The 26,301-nt window shown below is 68.0% G+C and carries 25 protein-coding genes; 11 read left to right on the forward strand and 14 right to left on the reverse strand.

Annotated features, from left to right (window positions below; genetic code table 11):
• The 3 genes from ASG12_RS19535 to ASG12_RS19545 all read right to left on the reverse strand — a co-directional run bounded on the left by ASG12_RS19535 (position 1) and on the right by ASG12_RS19545 (position 2,143).
• On the reverse strand, positions 1–762 hold the full coding sequence (locus ASG12_RS19535; protein ID WP_045821859.1) for an MlaE family ABC transporter permease: 762 nt from the start codon (positions 760–762) through the stop codon (positions 1–3).
• 222 nt (positions 763–984) lie between these two features.
• Positions 985–1,875 (reverse strand): 3-oxoacyl-ACP reductase, encoded by an 891-nt coding sequence (locus ASG12_RS19540; RefSeq protein WP_055793299.1) that lies wholly within the window; start codon positions 1,873–1,875, stop codon positions 985–987.
• 79 nt (positions 1,876–1,954) lie between these two features.
• Positions 1,955–2,143, reverse strand: coding sequence for a ferredoxin (locus ASG12_RS19545; protein ID WP_045821857.1), 189 nt, complete (start codon positions 2,141–2,143; stop codon positions 1,955–1,957).
• 139 nt (positions 2,144–2,282) lie between these two features.
• Between ASG12_RS19545 and ASG12_RS19550 the strand changes: the two genes are divergently transcribed.
• Genes ASG12_RS19550 through ASG12_RS19560 form a run of 3 tightly spaced genes read left to right on the forward strand, consistent with a single transcriptional unit; the run spans position 2,283 to position 6,117 of the window.
• Entirely contained in the window at positions 2,283–3,470 is a 1,188-nt protein-coding gene (locus ASG12_RS19550; RefSeq protein WP_055793302.1) for an acyl-CoA dehydrogenase family protein, read from the forward strand.
• 8 nt (positions 3,471–3,478) lie between these two features.
• Positions 3,479–4,585, forward strand: coding sequence for an acyl-CoA dehydrogenase family protein (locus tag ASG12_RS19555; RefSeq protein WP_055793305.1), 1,107 nt, complete (start codon positions 3,479–3,481; stop codon positions 4,583–4,585).
• On the forward strand, positions 4,582–6,117 hold the full coding sequence (locus ASG12_RS19560; protein WP_055793892.1) for a long-chain-fatty-acid--CoA ligase: 1,536 nt from the start codon (positions 4,582–4,584) through the stop codon (positions 6,115–6,117). The genes ASG12_RS19555 and ASG12_RS19560 overlap by 4 nt, the downstream gene beginning before the upstream one ends.
• Here ASG12_RS19560 and ASG12_RS19565 read toward each other — a convergent pair.
• Positions 6,106–7,251 (reverse strand): NAD(P)H-dependent flavin oxidoreductase, encoded by a 1,146-nt coding sequence (locus ASG12_RS19565; RefSeq protein WP_045821854.1) that lies wholly within the window; start codon positions 7,249–7,251, stop codon positions 6,106–6,108. The genes ASG12_RS19560 and ASG12_RS19565 overlap by 12 nt on opposite strands.
• A 30-nt stretch (positions 7,252–7,281) precedes the next feature.
• The gene (locus ASG12_RS19570) at positions 7,282–8,940 is read right to left on the reverse strand and encodes an acyl-CoA synthetase (RefSeq protein ID WP_055793308.1); all 1,659 of its coding nucleotides are present in this window, start codon (positions 8,938–8,940) and stop codon (positions 7,282–7,284) included.
• Positions 8,941–9,015: 75 nt separating this feature from the next.
• Here ASG12_RS19570 and ASG12_RS19575 point away from each other — a divergent pair, with 75 nt between their 5' ends.
• Positions 9,016–9,852 (forward strand): crotonase/enoyl-CoA hydratase family protein, encoded by an 837-nt coding sequence (locus tag ASG12_RS19575; protein ID WP_055793894.1) that lies wholly within the window; start codon positions 9,016–9,018, stop codon positions 9,850–9,852.
• Here the strand turns inward: ASG12_RS19575 and ASG12_RS19580 are convergent.
• Positions 9,839–10,477 (reverse strand): TetR/AcrR family transcriptional regulator, encoded by a 639-nt coding sequence (locus tag ASG12_RS19580; RefSeq protein WP_200932819.1) that lies wholly within the window; start codon positions 10,475–10,477, stop codon positions 9,839–9,841. The genes ASG12_RS19575 and ASG12_RS19580 overlap by 14 nt on opposite strands.
• Before the next feature lie 70 nt (positions 10,478–10,547).
• Between ASG12_RS19580 and ASG12_RS19585 the strand changes: the two genes are divergently transcribed.
• Positions 10,548–11,978, forward strand: coding sequence for a cytochrome P450 (locus tag ASG12_RS19585; protein ID WP_235457623.1), 1,431 nt, complete (start codon positions 10,548–10,550; stop codon positions 11,976–11,978).
• Here the strand turns inward: ASG12_RS19585 and ASG12_RS19590 are convergent.
• From ASG12_RS19590 to ASG12_RS19615, 6 genes are all read right to left on the reverse strand, one after another.
• Positions 11,975–12,904, reverse strand: a complete 930-nt coding sequence (locus ASG12_RS19590; protein ID WP_235457821.1) for an NAD-dependent epimerase/dehydratase family protein — start codon at positions 12,902–12,904, stop codon at positions 11,975–11,977. The genes ASG12_RS19585 and ASG12_RS19590 overlap by 4 nt on opposite strands.
• A gap of 119 nt (positions 12,905–13,023) precedes the next feature.
• The gene (locus ASG12_RS19595; protein ID WP_082502173.1) at positions 13,024–14,346 is read right to left on the reverse strand and encodes an HNH endonuclease; all 1,323 of its coding nucleotides are present in this window, start codon (positions 14,344–14,346) and stop codon (positions 13,024–13,026) included.
• Between the two features lie 144 nt (positions 14,347–14,490).
• Positions 14,491–15,105, reverse strand: a complete 615-nt coding sequence (locus ASG12_RS19600; RefSeq protein ID WP_055793319.1) for a glycosyltransferase — start codon at positions 15,103–15,105, stop codon at positions 14,491–14,493.
• 141 nt (positions 15,106–15,246) lie between these two features.
• Positions 15,247–15,651: a hypothetical protein gene (locus tag ASG12_RS19605; RefSeq protein ID WP_055793323.1), complete on the reverse strand. Its 405-nt coding sequence runs from the start codon at positions 15,649–15,651 to the stop codon at positions 15,247–15,249.
• 69 nt (positions 15,652–15,720) lie between these two features.
• Entirely contained in the window at positions 15,721–17,283 is a 1,563-nt protein-coding gene (locus ASG12_RS19610) for an acyl-CoA synthetase (protein WP_055793326.1), read from the reverse strand.
• A 27-nt stretch (positions 17,284–17,310) separates the two neighbouring features.
• Entirely contained in the window at positions 17,311–18,366 is a 1,056-nt protein-coding gene (locus ASG12_RS19615) for an LLM class F420-dependent oxidoreductase (protein ID WP_055793329.1), read from the reverse strand.
• A gap of 77 nt (positions 18,367–18,443) precedes the next feature.
• Here ASG12_RS19615 and ASG12_RS19620 point away from each other — a divergent pair, with 77 nt between their 5' ends.
• The 4 genes from ASG12_RS19620 (at position 18,444) to ASG12_RS19635 (ending at position 22,194) form a co-directional block, all read left to right on the forward strand.
• Entirely contained in the window at positions 18,444–19,451 is a 1,008-nt protein-coding gene (locus ASG12_RS19620) for a Zn-ribbon domain-containing OB-fold protein (RefSeq protein ID WP_055793898.1), read from the forward strand.
• A 10-nt stretch (positions 19,452–19,461) separates the two neighbouring features.
• A complete protein-coding gene (locus ASG12_RS19625; protein ID WP_055793331.1) occupies positions 19,462–20,508 on the forward strand; it encodes a thiolase domain-containing protein in 1,047 nt (348 codons plus the stop codon).
• Positions 20,508–21,677 carry a thiolase domain-containing protein gene (locus tag ASG12_RS19630; protein ID WP_055793334.1) on the forward strand — a complete coding sequence of 390 codons (1,170 nt, stop codon included), beginning with the start codon at positions 20,508–20,510 and terminating at the stop codon, positions 21,675–21,677. The genes ASG12_RS19625 and ASG12_RS19630 overlap by 1 nt, the downstream gene beginning before the upstream one ends.
• 64 nt (positions 21,678–21,741) lie before the next feature.
• A complete protein-coding gene (locus ASG12_RS19635) occupies positions 21,742–22,194 on the forward strand; it encodes a nuclear transport factor 2 family protein (protein ID WP_055793337.1) in 453 nt (150 codons plus the stop codon).
• 6 nt (positions 22,195–22,200) lie between these two features.
• On the opposite strand, the gene bla is transcribed toward ASG12_RS19635, so the two are convergent.
• Together bla and ASG12_RS19645 are read right to left on the reverse strand one after the other, a co-directional pair.
• Positions 22,201–23,088, reverse strand: a complete 888-nt coding sequence (gene bla / locus ASG12_RS19640) for a class A beta-lactamase (RefSeq protein WP_055793341.1) — start codon at positions 23,086–23,088, stop codon at positions 22,201–22,203.
• Positions 23,089–23,127: 39 nt separating this feature from the next.
• The gene (locus ASG12_RS19645; protein ID WP_055793344.1) at positions 23,128–24,384 is read right to left on the reverse strand and encodes a cytochrome P450; all 1,257 of its coding nucleotides are present in this window, start codon (positions 24,382–24,384) and stop codon (positions 23,128–23,130) included.
• Positions 24,385–24,538: 154 nt separating this feature from the next.
• Here ASG12_RS19645 and ASG12_RS19650 point away from each other — a divergent pair, with 154 nt between their 5' ends.
• Together ASG12_RS19650 and ASG12_RS19655 are read left to right on the forward strand one after the other, a co-directional pair.
• On the forward strand, positions 24,539–25,705 hold the full coding sequence (locus tag ASG12_RS19650; protein WP_055793347.1) for a steroid 3-ketoacyl-CoA thiolase: 1,167 nt from the start codon (positions 24,539–24,541) through the stop codon (positions 25,703–25,705).
• Between the two features lie 12 nt (positions 25,706–25,717).
• Positions 25,718–26,224 carry a nitroreductase family deazaflavin-dependent oxidoreductase gene (locus ASG12_RS19655; RefSeq protein ID WP_055793350.1) on the forward strand — a complete coding sequence of 169 codons (507 nt, stop codon included), beginning with the start codon at positions 25,718–25,720 and terminating at the stop codon, positions 26,222–26,224.
• Positions 26,225–26,301: the final 77 nt, after the last annotated feature.

Genomic DNA, 26,301 nt, shown 5'->3' on the forward strand with positions numbered 1-26,301 from the left:
CTACCCCGTCGCCTTCAGGCCGACGGCGGTGACCACGACGTTGACCACGAACAGCGCCATGAACGAGTAGACGACGGTCTCGTTGACCGCGTCGCCGACGCCCTTGGCGCCGCCCTTGACGTTGAGGCCGCGGTAGCAGCCGACGAGGCCGGCGAAAAGCCCGAACAGGGCCGCCTTCACCATCGAGATGACGAGCTCGCCGAATCCGGTGAGCAGCGTGAGGTTCGCGATGAAGGCACCCGGGTTCACATCCTGCAGATACACCGAGAACACGAAGCCGCCGCCCAGACCGATGGTGCACACCAGGCTGTTGAGCAGCACCGCGACGCCGGTGGAGGCGATCACTCGCGGCACCACCAGACGGTGGATCGGGTCGATGCCGAGCACCTTGAGGGCGTCGATCTCCTCGCGGATGGTGCGGGCCCCGAGGTCGGCGCAGATGGCGGTCGCGCCGGCACCGGCCACGATGAGCACGGTGACGATGGGGCCGATCTGGGTGATGGTGCCCAGCGCCGCGCCGGCACCGGAGAGGTCCTGCGCGCCGATCTCGCGCAGCAGGATGTTGAGGGTGAAGCTGACGAGCACGGTGAAGGGGATCGCGACGAGGACGGTCGGCACCATCGAGACCCGGGCGATGGCCCACGACTGCTCGATCGTCTCGCGGGTCTGGAACGGTCGCCGCGGCAACTCGCGGGCGGTCGCCACCGCGAGGGCGACGAAATCGCCGACTCCGACGAAGGGAGCCGCCAGGCGTGCGTTCACCGACTCTCCTCACACAACGGTGTACCGCGGGACGTACCCCGGATCGGCCCCGCTCCGCCTGAGGTCCGGCAACTATAACGTGTTCTAGTTACGTTCATGACCGTTTTCCGATTGCCGCCGATAACGGCCTGAACTGCAGTGATCGGCGCATCGTCGCGATCGACGATCTCCGACGAGCTGAACTTAGCATGCGTCCAATTGGTGGCCGGGCGGTTCACCGGCTCACTGCGCAAGAGCCTGGGCGGCGGAGAAGGTGACGCCGGCGTCGCGGCCGTCGAAGTACCGCCCGACCGTGGATGCGAGATCGTCGGGATCCCACGCCGCACCCGGTGCGGTGAACGTCTCGGCGACGGTCGGCGCGGCCATCAGGGTCACCTTCGGGCCGTAGACGACGAACACCTGTCCCGACACCGACGCCGACTCGGGGCCGGCGAGGAAGCCGACGAGGGAGACCACGTGGTCGGTCGACAGGGGGTCGACCTCGCCCTCGGGCGCCTCCCCGAACACCGCAGCCGTCATCGCGGTGCGGGCACGCGGACAGATGGCGTTGGCGGTGGGGCCGTACTTCGCGAGGACGCGCGAGGCCGACAGCGTCAGAGCGGTGATGCCCGCCTTCGCGGCGCCGTAGTTGGCCTGCCCCTCGGGACCGAGCAGCCCGGCCTCCGACGAGGTGTTGATGATGCGCCCGTACACCGGGGCGCCCGCCGCCTTCGAGGCCGACCGCCAGTGCGCGGCGGCGTTGCGGGTCAGCAGGAAGTGCCCGCGCAGGTGGACCGCGACCACGAGATCCCAGTCGTCATCGGACATGTTGAACAGCATCCGGTCGCGCACCACACCGGCGTTGTTCATGACGATGTCGAGCGCGCCGTTGTCCTCGACGGCGACACGCATGATCTCCGTCGCGGTCGCCGAGTCGGAGATGTCGCCCGCGACGGCCACGGCCTTGCTGCCGTGCGCCGCGATCTCGTCGACGACGTCGCTGGCGTCCAGCGCCCCGGCGAGGTCGTTGACGATGACGGTGGCGCCGAGCGCGCCGAGCCCGATCGCCTCCGCACGGCCCAGGCCGGCGGCAGCGCCGGTGACAACAGCTACGCGTCCCTCGAGTGCACCCACGGGCTAGAACCTGTTCTAATTTCGCCCGAATGTCAAGCGTCTGGGGTTGCGTCGCCCGGTCGCGGGCAGCCCTGAGACGTCACTCGATCGACAGTGCCGCCTTCGGGCAGTTGGCGACCACCTGACGCATCTCGTCGAGACGGTCCTCGGGCACCTCTTCCTGCAGGATCACCAGGTAATCGTTGTCATCGAGATCGAACACGTCGGGTGCCATCCCGACACACACGGCGTTGGACTCACAGAGGTCGAAATCGGCCTTGATACGCATCTTGTTCAGACTCCTCGGATCACGGCGCGGTGTTGACGCGCTACGCTGACAAACGCTAGAACGTGTTACAGAACTGCGCACACTCAGGGCTGGTGACCGCAGTTGGAACGTCCGAGTCCAATCGTCTCATGGAGCACCGATGCGCATCGCCTATACCGAGGCACAGGAAGAGCTCCGTCGCGAACTGCGGACCTACTTCGCCGCACTGATGACGCCGGCGCGGCGCGCTGCGCTCGCGTCGGACTCCGGAGAGGTCGGCGAGGGCGACGTCTATCGCGAGGTCGTGGCCCAGATGGGCGCCGACGGATGGCTGGCCCTGGGCTGGCCCACCGAGTACGGCGGCCAGAACCGGCCGATGATGGATCAGCTCATCTTCACCGACGAAGCCGCCATCGCCGGTGTCCCGGTGCCGTTCCTGACCATCAACTCCGTGGCGCCGACGATCATGAACTTCGGTACCGACGAGCAGAAGTCGTACTTCCTCCCCCGCATCGCCGCGGGCGAGCTGCACTTCTCGATCGGGTACTCCGAGCCAGGGGCCGGCACCGACCTGGCGTCACTGCGCACCACCGCCGTCGCCGACGGCGACGAGTTCGTGATCAACGGCCAGAAGATGTGGACCAGCCTCATCCAGTACGCCGACTACATCTGGCTGGCGTGTCGTACCGACCCTGACGCCTCCAAGCACAAGGGCATCTCGATGCTGATCGTGCCCACCGACGCCGAGGGCTTCGGTTACACTCCGGTGCACACGATGGCCGGGGTCGACACCAGTGCCACCTACTACTCCGATGTGCGCGTACCGAAGTCGGCGCTCGTCGGCGAATTGGGCGGCGGCTGGCCGCTGGTCACCAACCAGCTCAACCACGAGCGCGTCGCACTGTGTTCGGCGGCACCGATCCAGCAGGCACTGCTCGAGACGCGACGCTGGGCGCAGGAGACCAAGCGGGCCGACGGTCAGCGGGTCATCGACGCCGAGTGGGTGCAGCTCAATCTCGCACGGGTCCACGCCAAGGTGGAGTTCCTCAAGCTCATCAACTGGAACATCGCCTCGGAGGCGACCCAGGGAGGTTCGCCGTCGCCGGCCGACGCGTCGGCCACGAAGGTGTTCGGCACCGAGTTCGCCACCGAGGCCTACCGATTGCTGATGGAGGTGCTCGGTCCTGCCGCGACCCTGCGGCGCGGGTCACCGGGCGCGGCGTTGATGGGACGGATCGAACGGTTCCACCGCTCGTCGCTCATCCTCACCTTCGGTGGCGGCACCAACGAGATCCAACGCGACATCATCGCGATGCTCGCGCTCGGCCAACCTCCTCAAAAGCGTTAGGGCGCAACATGGATTTCCGACCCACCGAGGCGAGTACCGATCTCACCGGCCTCGCCCGCGACATCGCCGCGAAGATCTCGACCCCGGAACGGATCGCCGAGCTCGAGACCTCGGGCGCCGCGGTCGACGACCAGCTCTGGCGCGCACTCGCCGACGCCGGACTCCTCGCGCTGGAGGCGACCGAGGACGCCGGGGGTGCCGGACTGGGTGCGGCCGAGAACGTCGCGGTCGCCGAGGAGCTGGGCCGGCACCTCGCCGTGGTCCCGTTCGGTCCGCACTCGATCGCGGCGCTGCCCGCGGTGGCGGCCGCCGGCGGCGCGCTCGCCGACCGCTGGCTGAGCGGTATGTGCGACGGGACCACCGTGGTGACCGTCGCGATCGACGACGAACTCGCCGACGATCCCCTGGCCCCGACGACCTCGGCCCGCCGCCAGGGCGACCGGTGGGTGATCGACGGGTGCAAGGTGTCGGTGCCGTTCGCCGAGACCGCCGCGGCGGTCATCGTCACCGCCGCGAGCGACGACGGCCTCGTCGCGGTCATCGTGCCGACCGACGCACCGGGCGTGACGATCAGTGCGGCGCGCACCACGGGACTGGTCCCGACGGCGTTGATCGAGTTCGCCGATGTCACCCTCGGCGACGACGCGGTCCTGGGTCGGCGTGAGGCCGTGGTGGCGCTGGTGGACCGTATGACGTTGGCGCAGTGCGCCGAACAGGCCGGTGTCGTCGCAGGCGCACTGGATCTCACCGCCACCTACGGCCGGGAACGCACACAGTTCGGGCGACCGATCGGCTCGTTCCAGGCGGTCGCGCAGCGTCTCGCCGATGCCTACATCGACGTGCGGGCGGCGAAGCTGACCGTCGTGCAGGCGGCGTACCTCGTCGGCGAGGGACTGCCCGCCGAGACCGAGCTCGCCACGGCGAAGTTCTGGGCCGCCGACGCCGGACACCGGGTGGCGCACACCGCGGTCCACGTCCACGGCGGTGTCGGCATCGACACCAGCCACCCGTTGCACCGCTACTTCCTGCGGGCCAAGCAGAACGAGTTCGCACTCGGCTCGGCCACCGCGGCGCTGCGACGCATCGGTCACGTCCTGGCGGCGGAGCCGGCCTGACCACGCCCACCATCGCCGACCTCCTCGCGCAGCTCACCGACACGGAGACCTCGGGCGTCTGGTTCGAGGGCGAGTTCACCTCGTGGCGTGCCCATCTCGCGCAGGCTCGCGTGTGGTCGCGTGCGGTGCGGGCGCGTCTCGACCCGGATCGACCGCCGCATGTCGCCGTGTTGCTCGACAACGTGCCCGAGTTCGGACTGTTGCTGTGTGCGGCCGCCCTCGACGGCCTCGTGCTGGTCGGGCTGAACACCACGCGACGCGGCGCGGCGCTGCACCGCGACATCGTGACCGCCGACTGCGGGCTCGTCCTGCACTCCCCCGACACCGCGCATCTGCTCGGCGACATCGACCTGGGGCCGTCGGTGCCGGTCATCGACATCGCCTCTCCCGCATGGGCGCATCGGCTGCATCAGGCTGCGAACACACCGGCGGATCGCCGCGATGCAGCACCGGCGCCCGCGGATCTGTTGATGTTGATCTTCACCTCGGGGACCAGCGGTGAGCCGAAGGCGGTGCGCTGCGACCACAGCAAGTTCGCCGGTGCCGGGGTGATGCTGGCCGAGCGGTTCGCGCTCGGTCACGACGACGTCGTGTACCTGTCGATGCCGATGTTCCACTCGAACGCGATCATCGCCGGCTGGAGCGTCGCGGTGGCCGCGGGAGCGTCGATCGCCCTGCGACGTCGGTTCTCGGCGAGCAATTTCCTCGACGACGTCCGCCGCTACGGCGTCACCTACGCCAACTACGTGGGCAAACCGCTGAGCTACATCCTCGCCACCCCCGAGCGAACCGATGACGCCGAGAACCCGCTGCGCGTGGTCTACGGCAACGAGGCCTCACCACGGGACATCGTGGAATTCGAGCGCCGTTTCGGGGTGAGGGTGGTCGACGGTTTCGGGTCGACCGAGGGTGGCGTCGCGATCGCGCGGACCCCCGACACCCCACCCGAGGCACTGGGCCCCCTGGTGGCGCCCGTCGCCATCGTCGACACCGAGACCGGGACACCCTGCGGCACAGACGAGATCGGCGAGATCGTCAACACCTCCGGACCTGGACTCTTCACGGGGTACTTCGGAGATCGCGATGCCTCCGACGAGCGGATGCGCGGCGGGATCTACCACACGGGCGATCTCGGCTGGGTCGACGCCGCGGGCTACATCCACTTCGCCGGCCGTCTCGGCGACTGGGTGCGCGTCGACGGCGAGAACCTGGCCACCGGACCGATCGAGCGAATCCTGCTCCGCCACGACCGGATCCGGCTGGCCGCGGTCTACGGCGTGGGCGCCGACGTCGGCGACGAGATCGTCGCGTCACTGGTGGGCGACGCACTCGACCCCGACGACCTTGCGGAGTTCCTCGCCTCCCAGACCGATCTCGGCCCCAAACAGTGGCCCCACCACGTCTGTGTCGTCGACGAGCTACCGCGCACCGCGACGTTCAAGGTCCTCAAACGGGAACTGGCCGGTGCCGCGATCGACCCCACGTGGACGCTCGACCGCGGCACCCGCCGCTACCACCCGTCAGGCGGGTGAACGCTCGGCGACCGTGGTCGACAGGCGCGCCACGGTCTGCTCGTACTCGGCGACGAGTCCGTCGATGAGTTCGGCGACCGGCGTGATGGCGTTCATCCGCCCCACGATCTGACCCGCCGGCATGGCCACGACGCTGGCGTCGTCGGCGGCCGAGATCCGGGCGTGGGCCTCGCTCACGAGGATGTTCTGCAGCGGCATGGGCAGCGGTTCAGGCGCATCGGCGGCGTCCCAGGCGTCGGTCCATTTGGTCTTGAGCAGGCGTGCGGGTTTGCCCGAGTAGATGCGGCGGCGCACCGTGTCGTGTGATGTCGCGGCGAGCAGCGCCTCCTGGATGACGGTCGGACCGTCTCCGTGGGCGCCGAGTCGGTACTCGGCCGCGGTCAGCCAGTACGAGCCCATCCACACACCCTGGGCACCCGAGGCGAGTGCGGCGGCCATCTGCCGTCCGCTGCCGACGCCACCGGCGGCGAGGACCGACGCATGGCCCTCGACCGCGTCGACGATCTCGGGCCACAGCACGATCGAGGTGATCTCGCCCGTGTGGCCGCCCGCCTCGTATCCCTGGGCGATGACGATGTCCACCCCCGCGTCGACGTGATGCAGCGCATGGGCTTTCGCGCCCGCCAGCGCGGCGACCGACACCCCGTGGTCGTGCGACTTGTCGATGACGTCCTTGGGCGGTGAGCCCAGAGCGTTGGCGATGAGCTTGATCTGGCCGTAGCGGTCGGCGTGCTCCATCGCGATGTCCACATGCGATCGGGCCACCGAGTGCAGCCACCCGAGGACGCCGGCGTTGACCCGTTCTTCGCCCGGCAGTCGCGGCACCTTCAGTTCGTCGAGCGTGCGCTCGACGAACGCGCGGTGCTCGTCGGGGATCATCGAGTCCAGATCGACCTGTGTTCCCTCGGTGGGGATCTTGGCCGGCATCACGATGTCGACACCGAACGGCTTGCCGTCGGTGTTCTCGTGCATCCACTCGAGCACGCGGTTGAGTTCGTCGGCCTCGTTGAACCGCACACACCCCAGCACACCCATGCCACCGGCTCGACTGATCGCCGCGGCGACGTGCTCGGACGGGGTGAACCCGAAAATCGGGTACTCGATCCCGAAGCGTTCGGTCAATTCTGTTCTCATCGTGGATCTCTCGTTTCGTTGATACGCGGTCTAGACGCGGGTCGAACTGACCGCGAGGGTCTCGTCGGCCTCACGCGATTCGGTGATCCCGGTTCCCCACCGATAGTCGGGTTTGCCGGCCGGTGAGCGCTTGATGGTGTCGACGAACCAGACGCTGCGAGGGCACTTGTATCCGGCGATCTCGGTGCGGGCGACCTCGTTGATGCTCGCCAGAGACGGTCGGGCGCCGTCACGCGTGGCGACCACCGCCGACACGCGCTGGCCGTAGCGCTCGTCGGGAACGCCGACGACGACGGCGTCGAACACGTCGGGGTGGGCCTTGAGTGCCTGTTCCACCTCTTCGGGGTAGATCTTCTCGCCACCGGAGTTGATGGACACCGAGCCGCGACCCAGCATCGTGATCGCGCCGTCGGACTCGTACCGGGCGAAGTCGCCGGGGATGGAGTAGCGGACACCGTCGTAGACCTTGAACGTCTTGTCCGACTTCACCGGATCGTTGTAGTAGCGCAGCGGGATGTTCCCGGTGCGGGCCATCACGCCGACCTCCTCGGAGCCGACCGGGATCACCGTGCCGTCTTCGCGCAGCAGCACCGTGTTCGGGTCGGCCTTCACGCGAGGTCCACCGGCGTGGTCGGCCCCCTTGGTGATGGCGGCAAGGCCGCCGAAGCCGGTCTCCGACGAACCGATCGCGTCGATGATCATCGCGTTGGGGAACCTGTCGACGTACTGGTCCTTGACGCTCTGGGAGAACAACGCCGCCGACGAGGCGATCGAGAACACCGAGGACGTGTCGTAGTCCTTCTCCAGCAGCGCGTCGATCATGGGACGCGCCATGGCATCTCCGGTGATGAAGATGACGTTGACCTTGTGGCGCTCGACGATCTCCCACGTCTGGTGGGCCCCGAACTCCGGATAGATGATCGCCTTGCCGCCGCCGTAGAGCGCCTGGAACACCGCCCACTGCGATCCACCGTGGATGAAGGGCGGGATCGGGAAGCGCACCAGCTGGCCGCCGGCGGCGCCGTCGTTGGCGAACTTCCACTCGTCGTCGATGGGGACGCCGTTGAACCAGTCGGTGCCGCCACCGAGGACGCGGTAGACGTCCTCCTGGCGCCACACCACGCCCTTGGGGTGTCCGGTGGTGCCACCGGTGTAGAGCATGTACAGGTCGTCGTTGGAGCGTTCCTCGAAGTCGCGTTCCGACGAGTTGTTCGCGATGGCGTCGGTGAACTCGATCGCATCGGCCGTCAGGTGCCCGTGGTTCAGAGCATCGGCGATGTCGGGGCTGACGCCGTCCTCTATGACGATCAGGTGCTTGAGCTTCGGCGCCTTCGGCAGCACCTTGGCGACCTTCTGCGTGAACTGGCGCTCATAGATGAGCACCTTCATCTCCGAGTCGGTGAAGATGTGCTCGAGTTCGCTCTCCACGTAGCGGAAGTTGACGTTCACCATCACGGCACGCGCCTTGAAGATCGCGACCATCGCCTCGACGCATTCGAGGGTGTTGCGGCTGTAGACCCCGACGGTGTCGCCGGGAGCGATACCGAGGGCGCGCAGCTGGTGGGCCAGCGCGTTGGCGTCGGCCTCGAGCTGGGCATACGTCCGCGCATCACCGTCAGTCTCGAGCGCCGTGCGCTCGGGCATCAGGTCGACCGCGTGCTCGATGAAGTCGGCGATGTTGTAGGCCATGACCACAAAACTAGAACGTGTTACCGTTTTGGGCAAGCGTCCGATCACCCACGTTGCCAGCGGGAAGAAGTGAGCATGTCCGTGTCGACACCCGAGACCCCGACCACCGCGACAGGCGGGGCCGACGCGCAGCCCCACTGCCTCGTCGAGCAGCGCGGACACACCCTGATCGTGACCATGAACCGACCGCAGGCCCGCAACGCGCTCTCGGGCGAGATGATGGAGATCATGGCCGACGCCTGGGACCGCGTCGACGCCGATCCGAGCATCCGCACCGCGATTCTCACCGGTGCCGGCGGCTACTTCTGCGCGGGCGCCGACCTGAAGGCCATGAACAAGCGCGCGCCCGGCGACGGCTTCGCCTCCGGTGGCTGGGATCTCACGAAGATGCCGGCGCTGCTCAAGGGCCGGCGCCTCACCAAGCCGCTCATCGCCGCGGTCGAGGGCCCGGCCATCGCCGGCGGCACCGAGATCCTGCAGGGCACCGACATCCGCGTCGCCGGCGAGAGCGCCAAGTTCGGTGTCTCCGAGGCCAAGTGGGGCCTGTTCCCCCTCGGTGGCAGCGCCGTGCGCCTCGTCCGCCAGATCCCGTACACGATCGCGGCCGACATCCTGCTCACCGGCCGCCACATCACCGCGACCGAGGCGCTCGACTACGGACTGATCGGCTACGTCGTCCCGGACGGCACCGCCCTGGACAAGGCGCTGGCCATCGCCGACCTCATCGCCGCCAACGGTCCGCTCGCCGTGCAGGCGATCCTCAAGACCATCCGCGACACCGAGGGCATGCACGAGGAGGAGGCGTTCACCGTCGACGCCGAACTCGGCAAGCAGGTGTTCATGAGCAAGGACGCGAAGATCGGGCCGAAGGCGTTCGCCGAGAAGCGGACCCCGGAGTTCACCGGGGAGTGACGTCGCGCTCCGCGAGGATCTCGCGCAGTCCCTCGGGGAGGACGTCCGGCGAGAGTCCGGCGACCGCACCGAAGAACGCCGACATGCACATCGCCATGACGTCGTCGGTGCGGACGCGCTTGTCGGACAACATCTCGTAGCTCGCCGCGCGCAGCAGGTAGATCCAGCTGCGCAGCGCCACGAGCACCATCGGCGCCGGATCGTTGCCGCCGCCGGTCGCGACGAGAATGCGTTCGACCTGACGATCGATCGAATTCGCCACGATCGCGACGATCTCGGGGTCGCTGCTCACCGCGCCCCGGAACACCGCCCGCACGCCGAACTCGTGTCGCACGCAGTAGTCGAGAAAAGCGTCGACACCGTGGCGCAGTTGCTCCACAGGTGTGAGTGCCGGGTCGGGCGCGGTCTCGTCCAGCAGGGCCGCGTCCTCACGGACCAGCATGGCGACGAAGAACTCCCGTTTGCCGGGAAAGTAGTGGTAGAGCAGCCCCCGCGAGACACCGGCGAGCTCGGCGACGCGTTCGATGTGGACCTCGTCGTACGGGTGCGACGCGAACAGCTCAGCACCCAGATCGAGCAGCTGATCCCGACGTTGCTCGGGGGTCATGCGTGTACGGGTGGCCACCGTGTCGAGCCTAGTCCGCCCGGGGATCCGACTACTTGACACGGGTTCAGTAGCGGAGCATCCTCGGGTCGTGGTCTGGAGAATTCGCAACAACTGGTCCGGTCAGCAGTTCCCGCATGCCGGTAGGCGCCTCCCCCTGGTCGGTGATCTGCTCACCTTCCAGCCGAGCCGTCCGATCCAGAGCATGCTGGAGAACTCCGTCGGCCTCGGACCGATCTTCGAGTTGCAGGCGTTCCGCCAGAAGATCGTGTTCGTCGGCAGTGCCGAGCTCGCCGCGGAGCTGTGCGACGAGACCAGGTTCGGCAAGGCCCTGCCGCCGGCGGTGGAGGCGCTGCGCGACTACGCCGGCGACGGTTTGTTCACCGCACACAGCGACGAGCCGAATTGGCAGCTGGCGCATGAGCTCCTCATGCCGGCGTTCACGAAGTCGGCGATGGCGTCGTATCACCCGATCATGGTGGAGACCGCGACCGAACTGTTCGACTACTGGCGCCCTCGGATCGCCGACGGCCCGGTCGACATCTCGCGGGACATGACCAAGCTGACCATGGAGACGTTGAGCCGCAGCGCGTTCAGTCACGACTTCGGTTCATTCAGCACGGCCAAGCCGCATCCTTTCGTGAAGGCGATGGTGAGTGCTCTCGAGAACGGGCGTCGCAAGGGGGCGTTCCGAGCGATCCCGGGCGGTGAGGTGCTCGCCCGCCTCGCCGATCGCCGGTACGCGCACCATCAGGCCTACAACGACCGGATGCTCGACGAGTTGATCGCCGCGCGCGACGGTTCGACCGACCAGCACGATCTCCTGGGCATCATGCTGAACGCCGCCCATCCGGAGACCGGCGAGAAGCTGTCGCCGGTGAACATCCGACACCAGATCCTCACGTTCCTCGTCGCAGGCCACGAGACGACCTCGGGCGCACTGTCGTTCGCGTTGTACTTCCTGGCCCGCAATCCACACTGCCTGGCGCGCGCCCAGGCCGAGACCGACGAGATCCTCGGCGACGACCCCGCGGCGATGCCGTCGTTCGAGCAGGTCAGCAAGTTCCGCTACATCCGGCGGGTTCTCGACGAGTCGCTGCGGATCTGGCCCACGGTCCCCGGTTTCGCCCGCAGTCCCCGCGAGACCACCACGCTCGCCGGCAAATACACGATGCGGCCACAGGACTACGCCGTCGTCTCACTCGGTCTCGTGCACAAGGATCCCGCAGTGTGGGAGAACCCCGACGAGTTCGATCCCGACCGCTTCCTCGCCGTGAACGTGAAGAAGCGACCGGCGCACAGCTACAAGCCTTTCGGTGCCGGAGCGCGTGCCTGCATCGGTCGCCAGTTCGCCATCCACGAGGCGGTGCTGGTGCTGGCCTCGATGCTCCACCGGTTCGACCTCAGCGGCGATCCCGACTACCAGCTCGACGTCGACGAGCGTCTCACCATGCTGCCCAGGGGTTTCGAGCTCAGCCTGCGAGCGCGCTCGCCGCAGATGGCCGAGTCGACGACCTCCTAGGCGGCGTCGAGCAGCGCTCGGAGTTCGACCTCCTCGTCGTCGGTGAGCCCAGCCGGTCGGGCGCCCGCTCGCTGGTGCTCGTATCGCAATGCTGCCGCGAGTGTCTCGCGCAGTGGCCTCGACTCGAATCCTCGACTGCGGGCGAGGTCGGAGTTCAGCGTCGCCACGAAGCGCATATCGGGATCGGGAACCCACAGGGGTAACGATCGCTGCCCCGCCCAAGGGGCGACTCCCTGCGCGAGCAGGGCATCGTCGGCGACCGACCGAACCCGGGCCGGCGAACCGACGATCACCCGACAGGTTGCGAACACCCCCGCGAGATCGGTGGTGCGACCCGCCACGTTGAAGATTCCGCGGTCGGAGCGCGATGCGCAGAGAAGTAGCCACTCCGACAGATCGTCGACGTCGACGAGAGCTGTGGGGAAAGCCCCGTCGGGGACCAGGACATCCGCGCCTGTGGGGTTCGCGAACCGCCAGGGGTAATAGCCGGACCGACCCGACTGGTCCCCGAACCCGCCGATCAGTGCGGGACGGACGATGGTCGACGACTCGCCCGCGTCGGCGTAGATCTGCTCGCACGCGGCCTTTGCGGCGCCGTAGTCTTCGAGGCTCGTCATCACTCCGCTCGCCAGGGGTCGGTGTATGGGTGCCGACTCGGATCGGTCCGGCACGTTCGACTGCGCGTACACACTGCTCGACGAGACATAGACCCGATGCCGCGCTCGGACGTCTCGCACCGCTCGTCTGGCGTGCACCGGTTGTGAGGTGAGGTCGATGACGGCATCCCACGTCCGGTTCGAGACCGCTGACAACCCGTCGTCCCGGTCGCGGTCGGCGCCGACGAAGCGAACACCGGGGCGCGGTGGTTGTGTGCCTCGGGCCAAGCAGGTGACGTCGTGGCCGAGATGCTGGGCGCGGGCGGCCAGTGCGCGCCCGAGGAAGCCGGTTCCACCGAGGAAGAGCAGCTCCATCTCTCGACTGTGACAGCGTGAACGTCTCGCTGACCAGCACTTACGCGCAGAGCGAAGCGATCACCGGCTGTGGTCTAGGCGGCGTCGAGCAGCGCTCGGAGTTGTCGTTCGATGAGACTGACGGGTTCGTCGTGGTGACCCGGGGGCGCCGGGGCTCGGGAGACATGGCTGTGGCCGGTGGGTGTGGTGACGGTCGCGGTATGGCGAGTCGTGTCGGTGTGGTCGGCGGTGGTCATCCGCCAACCAGGATTCTGTTTGGCCCGGTTGTGGGCCAGGCACATGCCGCCGCCGTTGGCGGCTGAGGTGTCGCCGCCGCGGGCGTGGGGATCGGCGTGGTCGTATTCGGCAATCGGTGCATCGCAGTAGGGGATGCGACACGATTCGTCGCGCAGATCGAAGAAGTGCTTCAATCCGGTCGGGAACAGGCGCTCGGTGGAGTCCATCGCCACCAGCGCTCCACTCGACGGGGCCTTGTAGAGCCGCCGCAATGTGGTGGCCGCGTCAGCATCGAGGGAGGTGGCCACTATCGCGCGGGCGGTGGCGGCGGGGATCGGTCCGTAGCCGCTCACGTGCGTGGCGGCCGTGCTGTCGCCGAGGAGAACGTCATCGGGCACAACCAGATTGACCGCCACCGGCAGGGCGTCGACTGTCGCGGCGCCGGTGACACGTTCGACGAGGGCGTCGGCCATGACCTGCGCGTGGGTGCGGTCGTCGGCGCCGACGGTGGCATCGGCGTGCTTCTTCAGCGAGGCATAGACCGAGATCCCGGACACCAGCGGCAGCAGCGCCGACAGGCGCACCATCCCGTCGGGCGCGGGTCGGGTCGACACGCGGCGGTCCTTCGCTGCCTGGGCGTGCCGGTCGACTACAGCCTGCGGATCCAGTTCGTAAGCAATCCGTTTCACCTCGGCGTCCAACGCGCGGTCCCCGACACCCTCAAGCACCGACACATCGGCGCACAGGCGGCGGTCGATCTCTCCGCGATCGTGCGGGGTGAGGTGCGCGGTCTCCCGGACGAGGATCGTCGCCCGCCATTCGGTGAGGACACCGGCCGCCAACGCCGCTCGTGTGTGTGGCATCTCGCGCATCACCGCACGCGCAAACCCGAGATACCGACCACCAGCAGAGCCGGACGCTTTGCGGGCGAGTGCGACCTCTGCGGCCAATCCACGGCCCTGGCGCGCCTTCGGTACGCCGGCGGCGGACTCGGATTCGACGCGGAGTTCCTCGAGTCGCATCGTCTCCACGGCCTGTGCCGCAGCGCATCCCGCCTTGATCGCCTCGAGGAGCGAGATGCGTTCGACTGCTTCGGACTCGGTGGAAGCGCTACCCAGATCCCGCAACGACGACACCACGCGCTGCAGAGCAGCGACATCGGTCTCGCCGAGCGCGATCATGAATCCCCCCGGATCTCGAATACATGTTCGAGACTACCGAACACGTGCCAGCATGTCCAGTAAGTGGTTGTCATACAACATGTTTGAGCGAACATGCGTGATCGCGCACATCACGGTGATGACACCCGGGACATACCGAACAGCTCAGTAGCCGTGTCCGGACCGCTCTCCGTCATGCTCGACGCGAATGCCCGGTAGGTACCCGAATCGGTATCCGGCGCGAAGTAGCTTGCGGCGTTTCTTGTTCTCGGACCAGCGGCGGCGGGGCCAGCCGGCGGCGAACACCGATCCCCGCCACACGGACGGGTTGCCGGTGAAAGTCGCCGTGTGTTCGATGACACCGTCGACCTCGCGGAACTCGTGGCCGTCGGCCTGGAGCGCTTCGATCACCCCGCCGTGCTCGTGCTCCACGGGGAAGTGGGGCCCGCGGAGCAGTGCGAGCTGTGCGAGGTACGGCCGGCGGGTGAGGATCTCGGCCATGTGATCGAGGTCGATGTCGGTCACGGCGGTGAAGTCCTCTTCCCACCACAGGGACATCTCCCCCTCGGCCGCGGCACAGGCGGCCCTCATCGCGCGTCCGTAACCGGATCCACCGGTCTCCACGACCGTGCCGAATGTCCGCAAATAGTCGGCGTTCTCACGGTCACCGGAGTCGTCGATGAAGACGAACTCGGTGACACCTGCGACGTGCGCGCGGAGGGAGTCCAGCGCACGGTCGATGTACTGCCGTTTCCGATACGTTCCGATGATCGCCTTCATCGGACTCGTGAACCCATCTGAGCAGACGGGCCCTGAGCCCTCTCGACGATGGACATCTCTCGGCGTCGTTGCATCAGGGCCGAGCCTGACATGTGTACGACGGGCGGTCAAGGGAGCAGGGCCCACTTCGGGGTTACCGCGTCACCGTGGATCGTCGTCCGCGACGATCGAGGGAAGACCCGATCCGACCGGGTCGAGGACGGCGCGGGCTCGCGCCCCCCACCGTTCGTGCGCCGACTGACGACTCATCCCGGTCGCCCGACCGATGGCCGCCCACGGCGCGCCCTGCACCCGGAGCACCACCACCGTCTCGATCCCGTCGAGTCCGGCGGCGACCTGAATGCGCAGGCTCAGCAGGTGCCAGGCGATCGACCTCTCAGCAGGCGTGGCGGTGGCCTGCTCGGCATCCCACTCGGGGGTGCCGGGGAGAGGGCCGGTGCCGATGACATCGTCGGCACAGCGACCCGCTTCGATGGCCGCCGCCGACGTGACCGCTCGGACGTGAGCGGCGACGTCGGCATCGCAGGCCGTGTCGATGTAGGACATTGCTGATCTCCTTCGTGTCAGGTTCAGCCTGACGCACGAAAGGGACCTCTGTCAAGCATTGCCTGACAGTCAGATGGCGCGTTCGGCGCGCTCCCAGTACGGGTCGCGGAGCTTGCGCTTGTACAGCTTGCCATTGTCGTCGCGGGGCATCTCGTCGACGTAGTCGATGGAGCGCGGGAGTTTGAACTTCGCCAGGCGTGCGCGGGCGTAGTCCATCAGCTCCTCGCTCAGCACGTCGTCACCGACCACGCCGTCGGCGGGCAGCACGACGGCCTTGATCTCCTCACCCCAATCGGAGTGCGGGACACCGAACACCGCGACGTCGGCGACCTTCGGGTGCACCACCAGCTCACCCTCGATCTCGGCCGGATAGATGTTGACCCCGCCCGAGATGATCATGTCGTTCTTGCGGTCGAGCAGATAGAGGAAGCCCTCGTCATCCATGTACCCGATGTCGCCGGTGGTGAACATGTTTCCCACCCTTGCCTTCTGGGTCTTCTCCTTGTCCTTGTAGTACTCGAACGAGGAGCCCTTCATCTCCATGTAGACCTGTCCGCTCTCGCCGCGCGGCACCTCGTTGCCGTCGTCGTCGAGAACCTTGACGATCGAGTACGACCACGCCTTGCCCACCGAGCCGGGGTGGGTGAGCCACTCGTCGCCGAAGATGGTGGTCCCGCCGCCCTCGGTGGCCGCGTAGTACTCAGTGACCACCGGGCCCCACCACTCGAGCATCTGTTGCTTCACCTCACGCGGACACGGCGCGGCTCCGTGGATCATGTTGCGCAGCGACGAGACATCGTATTTCGTGCGCACCCCCTCGGGCAGCGCGAGCAGGCGGCGGAACTGGGTCGGCACCATGTGGCTGTGGGTCACGCGGTGCTCCTGGATCAGTCGGAGCATCTCCTCGGGATCCCACTTGTCCATCAGAACGACGGTGTGGCCCAACTGGATCGAGATCATCACGAAGTTGACGACAGCCGTGTGGTAGAGCGGGGATCCACAGATGTGCACGTGGTCGTCGTGGGGCACGAGTCCCATCACGCCGAAGAAGCCGATGCCGCCCATCGCCGCCTGCTCGGGTGCGACACCGGGCAGCGGTCGCCGGACACCCTTCGGTTTGCCGGTGGTACCCGAGGTGTAGAGCATGGGCGCACCGGTGGTCCGGTCGGAGGGTTCGGAGTCGTCGACGTCGGTGACCAACTCGTCGAGATCACGGAACCCGTCGATGGACCCGTGCGCGAAGAGGTCTGCGGCAGCCATGCCGGCCTCGCGGGCCGCGATGACCGCGGACTCGGCGAAGCGCTCGTCGGCGACGAAGATCTTGGCCTCGCTGTCGCCGAGGATGTACGCGATCTCGGGTCCGGTGAGGTGCCAGTTGACCGGCGCGAGGTAGAGCCCGATCTGCAGAGCGGCGAACTGTAGGCACACCGTCTCGATGCAGTTGGGCATCGCGATGACGAGGGTGTCGCCGGTCGACAGACCGTGCGCACGCATCCCGTTGGCGAGCCGGTTGGCCCGCGAGACGAGCTCGCCGTAGGAGATCTGCGAGCCCGACGGATCGATCAGAGCGACCGCGTCGGGTGTTGCGCGAGCGATGTTCCACAGACCGATCGGAGCTTCGTTGTCCGCCATCTGCGACCTCCAAAATGAGAACGTGTTCTACCTGTCGGGGTCAGAGTAGACCAGAGCACCCAACTCGCGAACAAGGTCGACCGAGCGGGCGGTCACCATGAGCATCGAGACCCCCGCCGATTCCCACCGACCGATCTCCGCGCGCACCTCGTCGGCGGTGCCGACGATCATGGTCTCGCGCACCATCTCGTCGGGGACCGCGGCGACGGCGGCCTCCTTCCGACCGGCCCGGAAATGGGCCCCGATCTCGTCGACGGCGTCGCCGTACCCCATCCGCCGATAGACCTCGGCGTGGAAGTTGAGCTCCTCGGCGCCCATACCGCCGACGTACAGCGCGGTGCTGGGCTTGTAGCGCGCGATCGCGGCCGGCACGTCGTCGGTGATCTCGACCTGCACCGTTGCCGCCACCTCGAACTCGTCGCGGGTGCGTCGCGCACCCGGGCGTGCCATGCCCTCGGCGAGGCATTCCTCGTAGTGGTCGGCCAGTCGCGGGGTGTAGTAGATCGCGAGCCACCCGTCGGCGATCTCGCCGGTCAGAGCGATGTTCTTCGGTCCCTCGGCCCCCAGCCAGATGGGGATGTCGCTGCGCAACGGGTGCGTGATCGGCTTCAGGGATTTGCCGAGACCCGTCGACCCGGGCGCATCGGCCGGGTACGGCAGCCGGTAGTGCGGGCCGTCGTTGACGACCTTGCCCTCACGTGTCAGGACATCGCGGATGACCTGCACGTATTCGCGCGTGCGGGCCAGCGGCTTCGCGAACGGCTGGCCGTACCACCCCTCCACGACCTGCGGACCGGACACACCGAGGCCGAGGATGTGCCGGCCACCGCTGAGGTGGTCGACGGTGAGCGCGTGCATGGCGACCGACGTCGGCGGCCGGGCCGCGATCTGTGCGACGGCGGTCCCGAGCCGCACCCTCGACGTGGCGCTCCCCCACCACGCGAGCGGGGTGAAGGCGTCCGACCCCCACGACTCGGCCGTGAACACCGCGTCGAACCCCGATTCCTCGGCCGCGGCGATGAGCTCCGGGGCGTTGTCGATCGGGCCCGCGCCCCAGTAGCCGAGTTGGAGTCCGAGCTTCATGTCCGACCGTCTTTCCGTCGAGGCGAGGGCGCTTCCTTGCGCCCAATTCTAGAACCTGTTCTACTCCATTGGTGACCATCAGTGAGACCACGCCCGGGTACGTCGCCGCGGCGAGAGCAGAGGTGCCTCCACCGGCGACACCGGTGCTCTCCGCGCCGTTGAGGAACAGCTTCGACTACACCCGCTCGCTCGGCCCGGTGTTGACGAGATTCGCCGAGGGACTGCTCGCCGGCGAGATCGTCGGCGGTCGGTCCGCGGACGGTCGCGTGATCGTCCCGCCGAGCGAGTTCGATCCGGCGAGCGGCGCCCCGACGACCGATTTCGTCACCGTCGGCCCGGCCGGGGTGGTCACGACGTGGTCGTGGCAACCCGAACCGCTGCCCGGGCAGCCGCTGTCCGAGCCGTTCGCGTGGGCGCTGATCCGCCTCGACGGCGCCGACACCGACGTCCTGCACGCGGTGCGGGTGTCCACACCCGACGAGATCACCTCCGGCGCGCGGGTCGTCCCCGTGTGGTCGGAGCAACGCACCGGCCGCATCGACGACATCTCGTGGTTCGTGCCCGGCGACACGGCCACCGACGCCCCGGCGAACGCCGGCGAGGGCCCGGCCACACCGGGCATGATCACCACCCCGATCGGCCTCGCGATCGACCACACCGCCACCGTCGAGGAGAGCTGGTACCTCGAGGGCCTCAAGAACGGCAAGTTGTACGGCAACCGCACGGCCGACGGCGTGTACTTCCCTCCGCGACAGGCGAGTCCGGCCACCGGCGAGCCCGCGGGTGAGCGGGTGGAGTTGCCGGACCACGGCATCATCACCACGTTCTGCATCGTCAACGTGCCGTTCCTCGGTCAGCAGATCAAGCCGCCCTACGTCGCCGCGTATGTGCTCCTCGACGGCGCCGACATCGGCTTCCTGCACCTCATCCTCGATGTCGAGGCGAGCGAGGTGCGGATGGGGATGCGTGTGCAGGCGGTGTGGCGTGACGAGTCCGAATGGGACCACACGCTGCGCAACATCAGTCATTTCCGTCCGACCGGGGAACCCGATGCGGACTACGACTCCTACAAGAGCCATCTGTGAGGACGCGACCGTGACCATGCCCCGTATCGCGATCATCGGTTTCGCGCACAGCCCCCACGTCGAGCAGACGTTCGGCACCACCAACGGCGTCGAGATGTTGATGCCCTGCTTCGCGAAGCTCTACGCCGAGCTCGGCATCAGTCGCACCGACATCGACTTCTGGTGCAGCGGATCGTCGGATTACCTGGCGGGACGGGCCTTCTCGTTCATCTCCGCCATCGACTCGATCGGCGCGGTGCCGCCGATCAACGAATCACACGTCGAGATGGACGCCGCGTGGGCGGCGTACGAGGCGTGGGTGAAGATCGCCACCGGCGAGGTCGACCTCGCCCTGGCCTACGGTTTCGGCAAGACCTCCGCCGGCACCATGGATCTCACCCTCGCACTGCAGACCGACCCGTACACCGTCGCGCCTCTGTGGCCCGACGCGCGGTCGTTGGCCGCACTGCAGGCCCGCACCGGACTGGAGTCGGTGGCCTGGACCGAGGCCGACATGGCCGCGGTCGCCGCGCGCACCACCGGCGCCTCGGTCGACGAGCTGCTCGCCGCTCCCCTGGTCGCCGATCCGCTTCGTGCGCACGACCTCTCGCGCTACACCGACGGCGCGGCCGCGGTGATCCTCGCCTCCGAGGACCGTGCACGCGAACTGGTCGCGAACCCGGCGTGGATCACCGGATGGGACCACCGCATCGACTCGCCCAACTTCGGTGCCCGCGACCTCACCGACTCCCCGTCGACGAGGCTGGCGGCCGACGCCGCGCTGGGTGACCACCGCGCGGTCGACGTCGCCGAGATCTACGCGCCGTTCACTCATCAGGAGCTGATCCTGCGCAGGGCGATGAAGCTGCCCGACTCGGTGCGGATCAACCCGTCCGGCGGCGCCCTGGCCGCCAACCCGATGTTCGCCGCAGGACTCGAGCGGGTCGGTTTCGCGGCCTCGTCCATCCTCGCCGGCGAGGCGAACACCGCGGTGGCCCACGCCACCAGCGGTCCACTGCTGCAACAGAACATGGTGGTGGCGCTCTCGAGCGATGCTGCTGCGGGAGATGAGAACTGATGGGGCGCAATCGCGCGGCGGTCATCGGGACCGGCCAGACCAAGTACGTGGCCAAGCGACACGACGTGACCATGGCCGGGATGTGCCGCGAGGCCATCGACGCCGCGCTCGCCGACTCCGGCTACACGATGGACGACATCGACGCCGTGGTGGTCGGCAAGGCGCCCGACCTCTTCGAGGGCGCCATGATGCCGGAGCTCGCGATGGCCGAGCACCTCGGTGCCGTCGGCAAGCGACTCATCCGCGTGCACACCGCCGGGTCGGTGGGTGCGTCGACCGCGGTGGTGGCGTCGTCGTTGATCAGCAGCGGTGTGCATCGCCGGGTGCTCGCGGTGGCGTGGGAGAAGCAGTCGGAGTCGAACGCCATGTGGGCGTTGTCGATCCCCGTCCCGTTCACCATGCCGGTCGGCGCGGGGGCCGGCGGGTTCTTTGCTCCCCACGTGCGCTCCTACATCCGGCAGTCCGGCGCACCCGAGCACATCGGCGCGATGGTGGCGGCGAAGGATCGCCGCAACGGCGCCAAGAACCCCCTCGCACATCTGCACCAGCCCGACATCAGCGTCGAGTCGGTGATGGCCTCGCAGATGCTGTGGGACCCGATCCGCTACGACGAGACCTGTCCCTCGTCGGACGGCGCATGTGCGGTGGTCATCGGCGACGAGAAAGCCGCCGACGACGCCGTCGCGGCGGGGACTCCGGTCGCGTGGATCCACGCCACGGCGATGCGCACCGAACCGTTGTCGTACGCCCACCGCAACCAGGTGAGCCCGCAGGCCGGTCGTGACGCCTCGGCAGCTCTGTGGAAGGCCGCCGGTATCACCGACCCCCTCGAGGAGGTCGACACCGCCGAGATCTACGTCCCCTTCTCGTGGTTCGAGCCGATGTGGTTGGAGAACCTCGGTTTCGCCGAGCAGAACGAGGGGTGGAAGCTCACCGAGAAGGGCGAGACCGACTTCGGCGGACGCATGCCGGTCAACACCTCCGGCGGCGTCCTGTCGTCCAACCCCATCGGGGCGTCGGGCATGATCCGCGTCGCCGAGGCGGCGATCCAGGTGCAGGGCAAGGCGGGCGATCACCAGGTCCCCGACGTCCGCAAGGCCTTCGGCCACGCCTATGGCGGTGGGTCGCAGTACTTCTCCATGTGGCTCGTGGGTGCGGAGAAGCCGTGATGATGTCGACGACGGAGTTTCGGAGCAGCCCACGACTCGATGTCACAGTGGGTGCGGAGAAGCCGTGAGCAACGAAGCAGCGAACAAGCCCGCCTATTTCGACATCGATCGCGAGAACAACCCGGCCGTGGTGGCGGGCAGGATCTCGCGGGAGATGGTCGCCGTCCGCGACAAGCAGGGGTGGCTGGACAACTTCGCCGACGACGCCGTGGTGGAGGATCCCGTCGGCCCGTCGATGTTCGACGAGCACGGTGCCGGCCACCGTGGCCGCGACGCCATCTCGGCGTTCTGGGACATGACGATCGCGACCACCGAGCGGCTCGATTTCGAGTTCGACGAGGAGATCATCTGCGGCGACGAGGTCGCCTACATCGGGCGCATCGTCAGCCACATCGGCGGCCATGTCACCACCTCGCGCGGTGTGTTCACCTATCGCGCCGATGCGAGCGGCAAGCTCGTCGCCCTGCGCGCCTTCTGGGAGGTCCAGAAGACGATGGAGTCCCTCCGGCCCGAGTGAGAGCCTTCAGGCGGCGCGCGCGACGAGCGACGCCACCCGGGCGATCACCGTGTCGGCGGCCGTGGCGTCGGGGACGTCGCGGGCGTTGCGGGTCTGCACGACCAGCAGGATGCGTCGGCCGCCTGGTCCGATGAGGAGTCCGGCGTCGTCGGCGCTGCCGTAGTCGCCGGTCCCCGTCTTGTCCGCCGTGGTCCACCCTGCGGGCAGATCGGCTCGGAACCGCTTGTCCGACGTGCGGGTTCCGCGCATCCACCCGACGAGTGTGGTGCGATCCCGCGGATCGAGACGGGTGCCCACCATGACCGCCCGCAGGCCCGCGGCCCACGCCTGCGGGACGGTGGTGTCGCGCACGTCGCCGGGGAACGCGGTGTTCAGTGCCGTCTCCTGTCGCACCATCAGCGTGGCCGGGTCGCCGGTACTGCGGGCGAACGCGGTCAGCGCGCGCGGGCCGCCGATCGCGGCGAACATGAGGTTCGCCGCGGTGTTGTCGCTGAGCTGCAGTGCGGCGACGGCGATCTCGGGATAGGTCATGGTCCCGCCGACGTGCTTCCCGGTCTCCGGCGAGTTGGCGACGATGTCGCTCGCGCGTACCGGTACCGGCCTGGTCAGCAAGAGGCGTCCGTGGCGTGCGGCGTCGAGGACGGCCGCGGCGAGGTACACCTTCGACATCGACAGGACCGGGAACCGCTCACCGGCGTTCACCGCCGCGATCACCCGACCCGTCCGCAGGTCACGAGCCCACACCCCGATGGTCGTCTCGGCCCGCTTCGCCGACGCCACGATCTGCGCGTCGATCGAGATGGGTTGCGGCGCCGCGCTCGCCGACGCGGCGAGCACCCCTGAGATCAGGGACACCGAGACGAGGACGACGGCGAGACGACCGAACATGCGCATGGCGAACAATCTGCCACCGCACCGGCGCGGTGTCGAGGCTCAGGTGTAGCGGACCTGCATCTCCTTGATGCCGTTGATCCATCCGTGGCGCAGGTAGCGCGGATCGGTGACCTTGGTGATGTCGGGCATGTGGTCGGCGATGGCGTTGAAGATGAGGTTGATCTCCATGCGGGCCAGGTTCGCGCCCACGCAGTAGTGGGCGCCGTGGCCGCCGAACCCCACGTGCGGGTTGGGATCCCGGGTGATGTCGAAGGTGAACGGGTCGACGAACACCGCCTCGTCGTAATTGGCGGAGCCGTAGAACATCCCGACCCGCTCGCCCTTGCGGATCTGCACGCCCCCGAGCTCGAGATCGCGGCGCGCGGTGCGCTGGAAGCAGTTGACCGGCGTGGCCCAGCGGACGATCTCGTCGGCGGTCGTGGTGGGCCGCTCGCGCTTGAACAGCTCCCACTGGTCGGGGTGGTCGAGGAACGCGTCCATGCCGCGCGAGATCGCGTTGCGGGTCGTCTCGTTGCCGGCGACGGTCAACATGATGAAGAAGTAGCCGAACTCGATCTCGTCGAGGGCGAGACCGTCCATGTCGGCGTGCACGAGCTCGGTGACGATGTCGTGCATCGGGCAGGCCTTGCGCGCCTCGGCCATCTGGTAGGCGTAGCCGAGGATCTCCGCGGCCGCGATCTGACCGTCGTCGGCGAACTCGGGATCGTCGTAGTTCATCATCGCGTTCGACCACGCGAACAACTTCTGCCGGTCCTCCTGCGGCACGCCCAGCAGATCGGCGATCGCCTGCAGGGGGAGCTCGACGGCGACGTCGTGGACGAAGTCGCCGACCCCGCCCTTGGCCGCGGCCTCGGTGACGATCTGACGCGCCCGGTCGGCGAGGCCCCCCTCGAGCGCGTGCACCGCCTTCGGGGTGAACGTCTTCGACACCAGCTTGCGCAGACGCGTGTGCTCGGGCGGGTCGTGGTTGATGACCAGCGCCTTGGTGATCTCGAGCTGTTCGGGATCCATGTCGTCGTCGTACCGGATGATCACGCCGTTGTCGTTGGCCGACCACAGCTCGTTGTTCTTCGAGATGGCACGGATGTGTTCGTGTTTGGTGACCACCCAGTAGCCGCCGTCGCGGAACCCGCCACCCTTGCCGTCGGCCTGGGCGTTCCACCAGATCGGCGCGGTCTGGCGCAGCTGCGCGAACAGCTCGGCGGGGATCCCCTTCTGCAGCAGGTCGGGGTCGGTGAAGTCGAACCCGTCGCCGAACACGGGACAGGAATTCTGTGTGCTGGTCACTGCGACCACCTCTTCAGGTCTGGGTGAACGTGTTGCAGTTTCGATTGAAACACTGTTTGCCCAGCTTGACCATGGGTTGGCGGCGCCGAGATGGACTCGAATGGAAACTTGTTCTAGTTTTGCCAGACAACCGATACAGAGATGATCGAGAAGAGGATCCACGATGGGCGTGCCGGTGATCGTCGAGGCAGTACGGACCCCGATCGGGAAGCGGGCCGGGTGGCTGTCGGGGCTGCACGCCGCCGAGATCCTGGGAGCGGCCCAGCGCGGCGTCATCGAGCGTGCGGAGATCGACCCGGCCCTCGTCGAGCAGGTGATCGGCGGGTGCGTCATGCAGGTCGGCGCGCAGGGGAACAACATCACCCGCACCGCCTGGCTGCACGCCGGACTCCCGTGGCAGACCGGCGCCACCACCGTCGACTGCCAGTGCGGATCGGCGCAGCAGGCCAACCACCTCGTGGCCGGCCTCATCGCCACCGACACCATCGACGTCGGGATCGCCTGCGGCATCGAGGCGATGTCGCAGGTCCCGTTGGGCGCCAACGTGATGCTCGAGGGTGCCGGGGAACGCCGTCCCGCGTCGTGGGACATCGACATGCCCGATCAGTTCACCGCCGCCGAGCGGATCGCGGCCCGCCGCGGCATCACCCGCGCCGACACCGACGCCCTCGGCGAGCGCAGCCAACGGCTGGCCAAGCAGGCCTGGGACGAGGGGCGGTTCGACCGCGAGGTCATCGCGATGAAGGCACCCGAACGCGCGAAGTCGGGCGAGCTGACCGGCGAGATGCTCGATGTGACGCGCGATCAGGGGCTGCGCGACACGACCCTGGAATCGCTCGCGAACCTCAAGCCCGTCATCGACGGCGGGATCCACACCGCGGGGACGTCGTCGCAGGTGTCCGACGGTGCCGCGGCGGTGCTGCTGATGGACGAGAGCAAGGCCCGGGCCCTGGGTCTCACACCGCGCGCCCGCCTGCGGGCGCAGGTCCTCGTCGGCGCCGAGCCGTACTACCACCTCGACGGCCCGGTGCAGGCGACCGAGAAGGTGCTCGCGAAGGCGGGGATGTCGATCTCCGACATCGACCGCTTCGAGGTGAACGAGGCGTTCGCCTCGGTGCTCCTGAGCTGGGCGTCGGTGCACAAGCCCGACATGGACCGCGTGAACGTGAACGGCGGGGCGATCGCACTCGGACACCCGGTCGGCAGCACGGGATCGCGACTGCTCACCACCGCGCTGCACGAACTCGAGCGCAGCGACTCGCAGACCGCGCTCATCACCATGTGCGCCGGCGGGGCCCTGTCGACCGGGACGATCTTGGAACGAATCTGAGAGACTGTTCCAATGAGTGCCGAGAACCGCAGTAAAGACACGCCCCGCGCGAAGCCCGATGCCCTCGACTCGGCGGCGGTCGGGGCGATCCTCAAGTGGGGATCGAGGGCCAACACCGCCCTCTACAAGGCGACCGGCGGTCGACTCGGCGCGAAGTGGCGCATCGGTGGCGGCTTCCGGAAACCGGTACCGGTGTGCCTGTTGACGACGACCGGCCGCAAGACCGGCGAGAAGCGCACGGTGCCGCTGCTGTGTCTGCGCGACGGTGACGCGGTGGTGTTGATCGCCTCGCAGGGCGGCCGGAAGAACAACCCGCTCTGGTACCTCAACCTCGTCGCCGACCCGGACGTGACGATCCAGATCAAGAACGACACCCGGCGGTACATCGCACGCACCGCCGACCCCGCCGAACGCGAGCGACTGTGGCCGCGATACGCCGAGATCTACGCCGACGTCGACCAGTATCAGGAGTGGGCCGACCGCACGATCCCGCTGGTGATCTGCGAACCTGCGGGCTGAATCCGACAATGTTCGTCGTGGCCGATCGTTTCGGTCACACGTTGCGGAAACCACGTCGGCGTCGTCGGGGAACGGCC

It is taken from the genome of Williamsia sp. Leaf354 (assembly GCF_001424365.1).
Lineage (GTDB): Bacteria > Actinomycetota > Actinomycetes > Mycobacteriales > Mycobacteriaceae > Williamsia_A.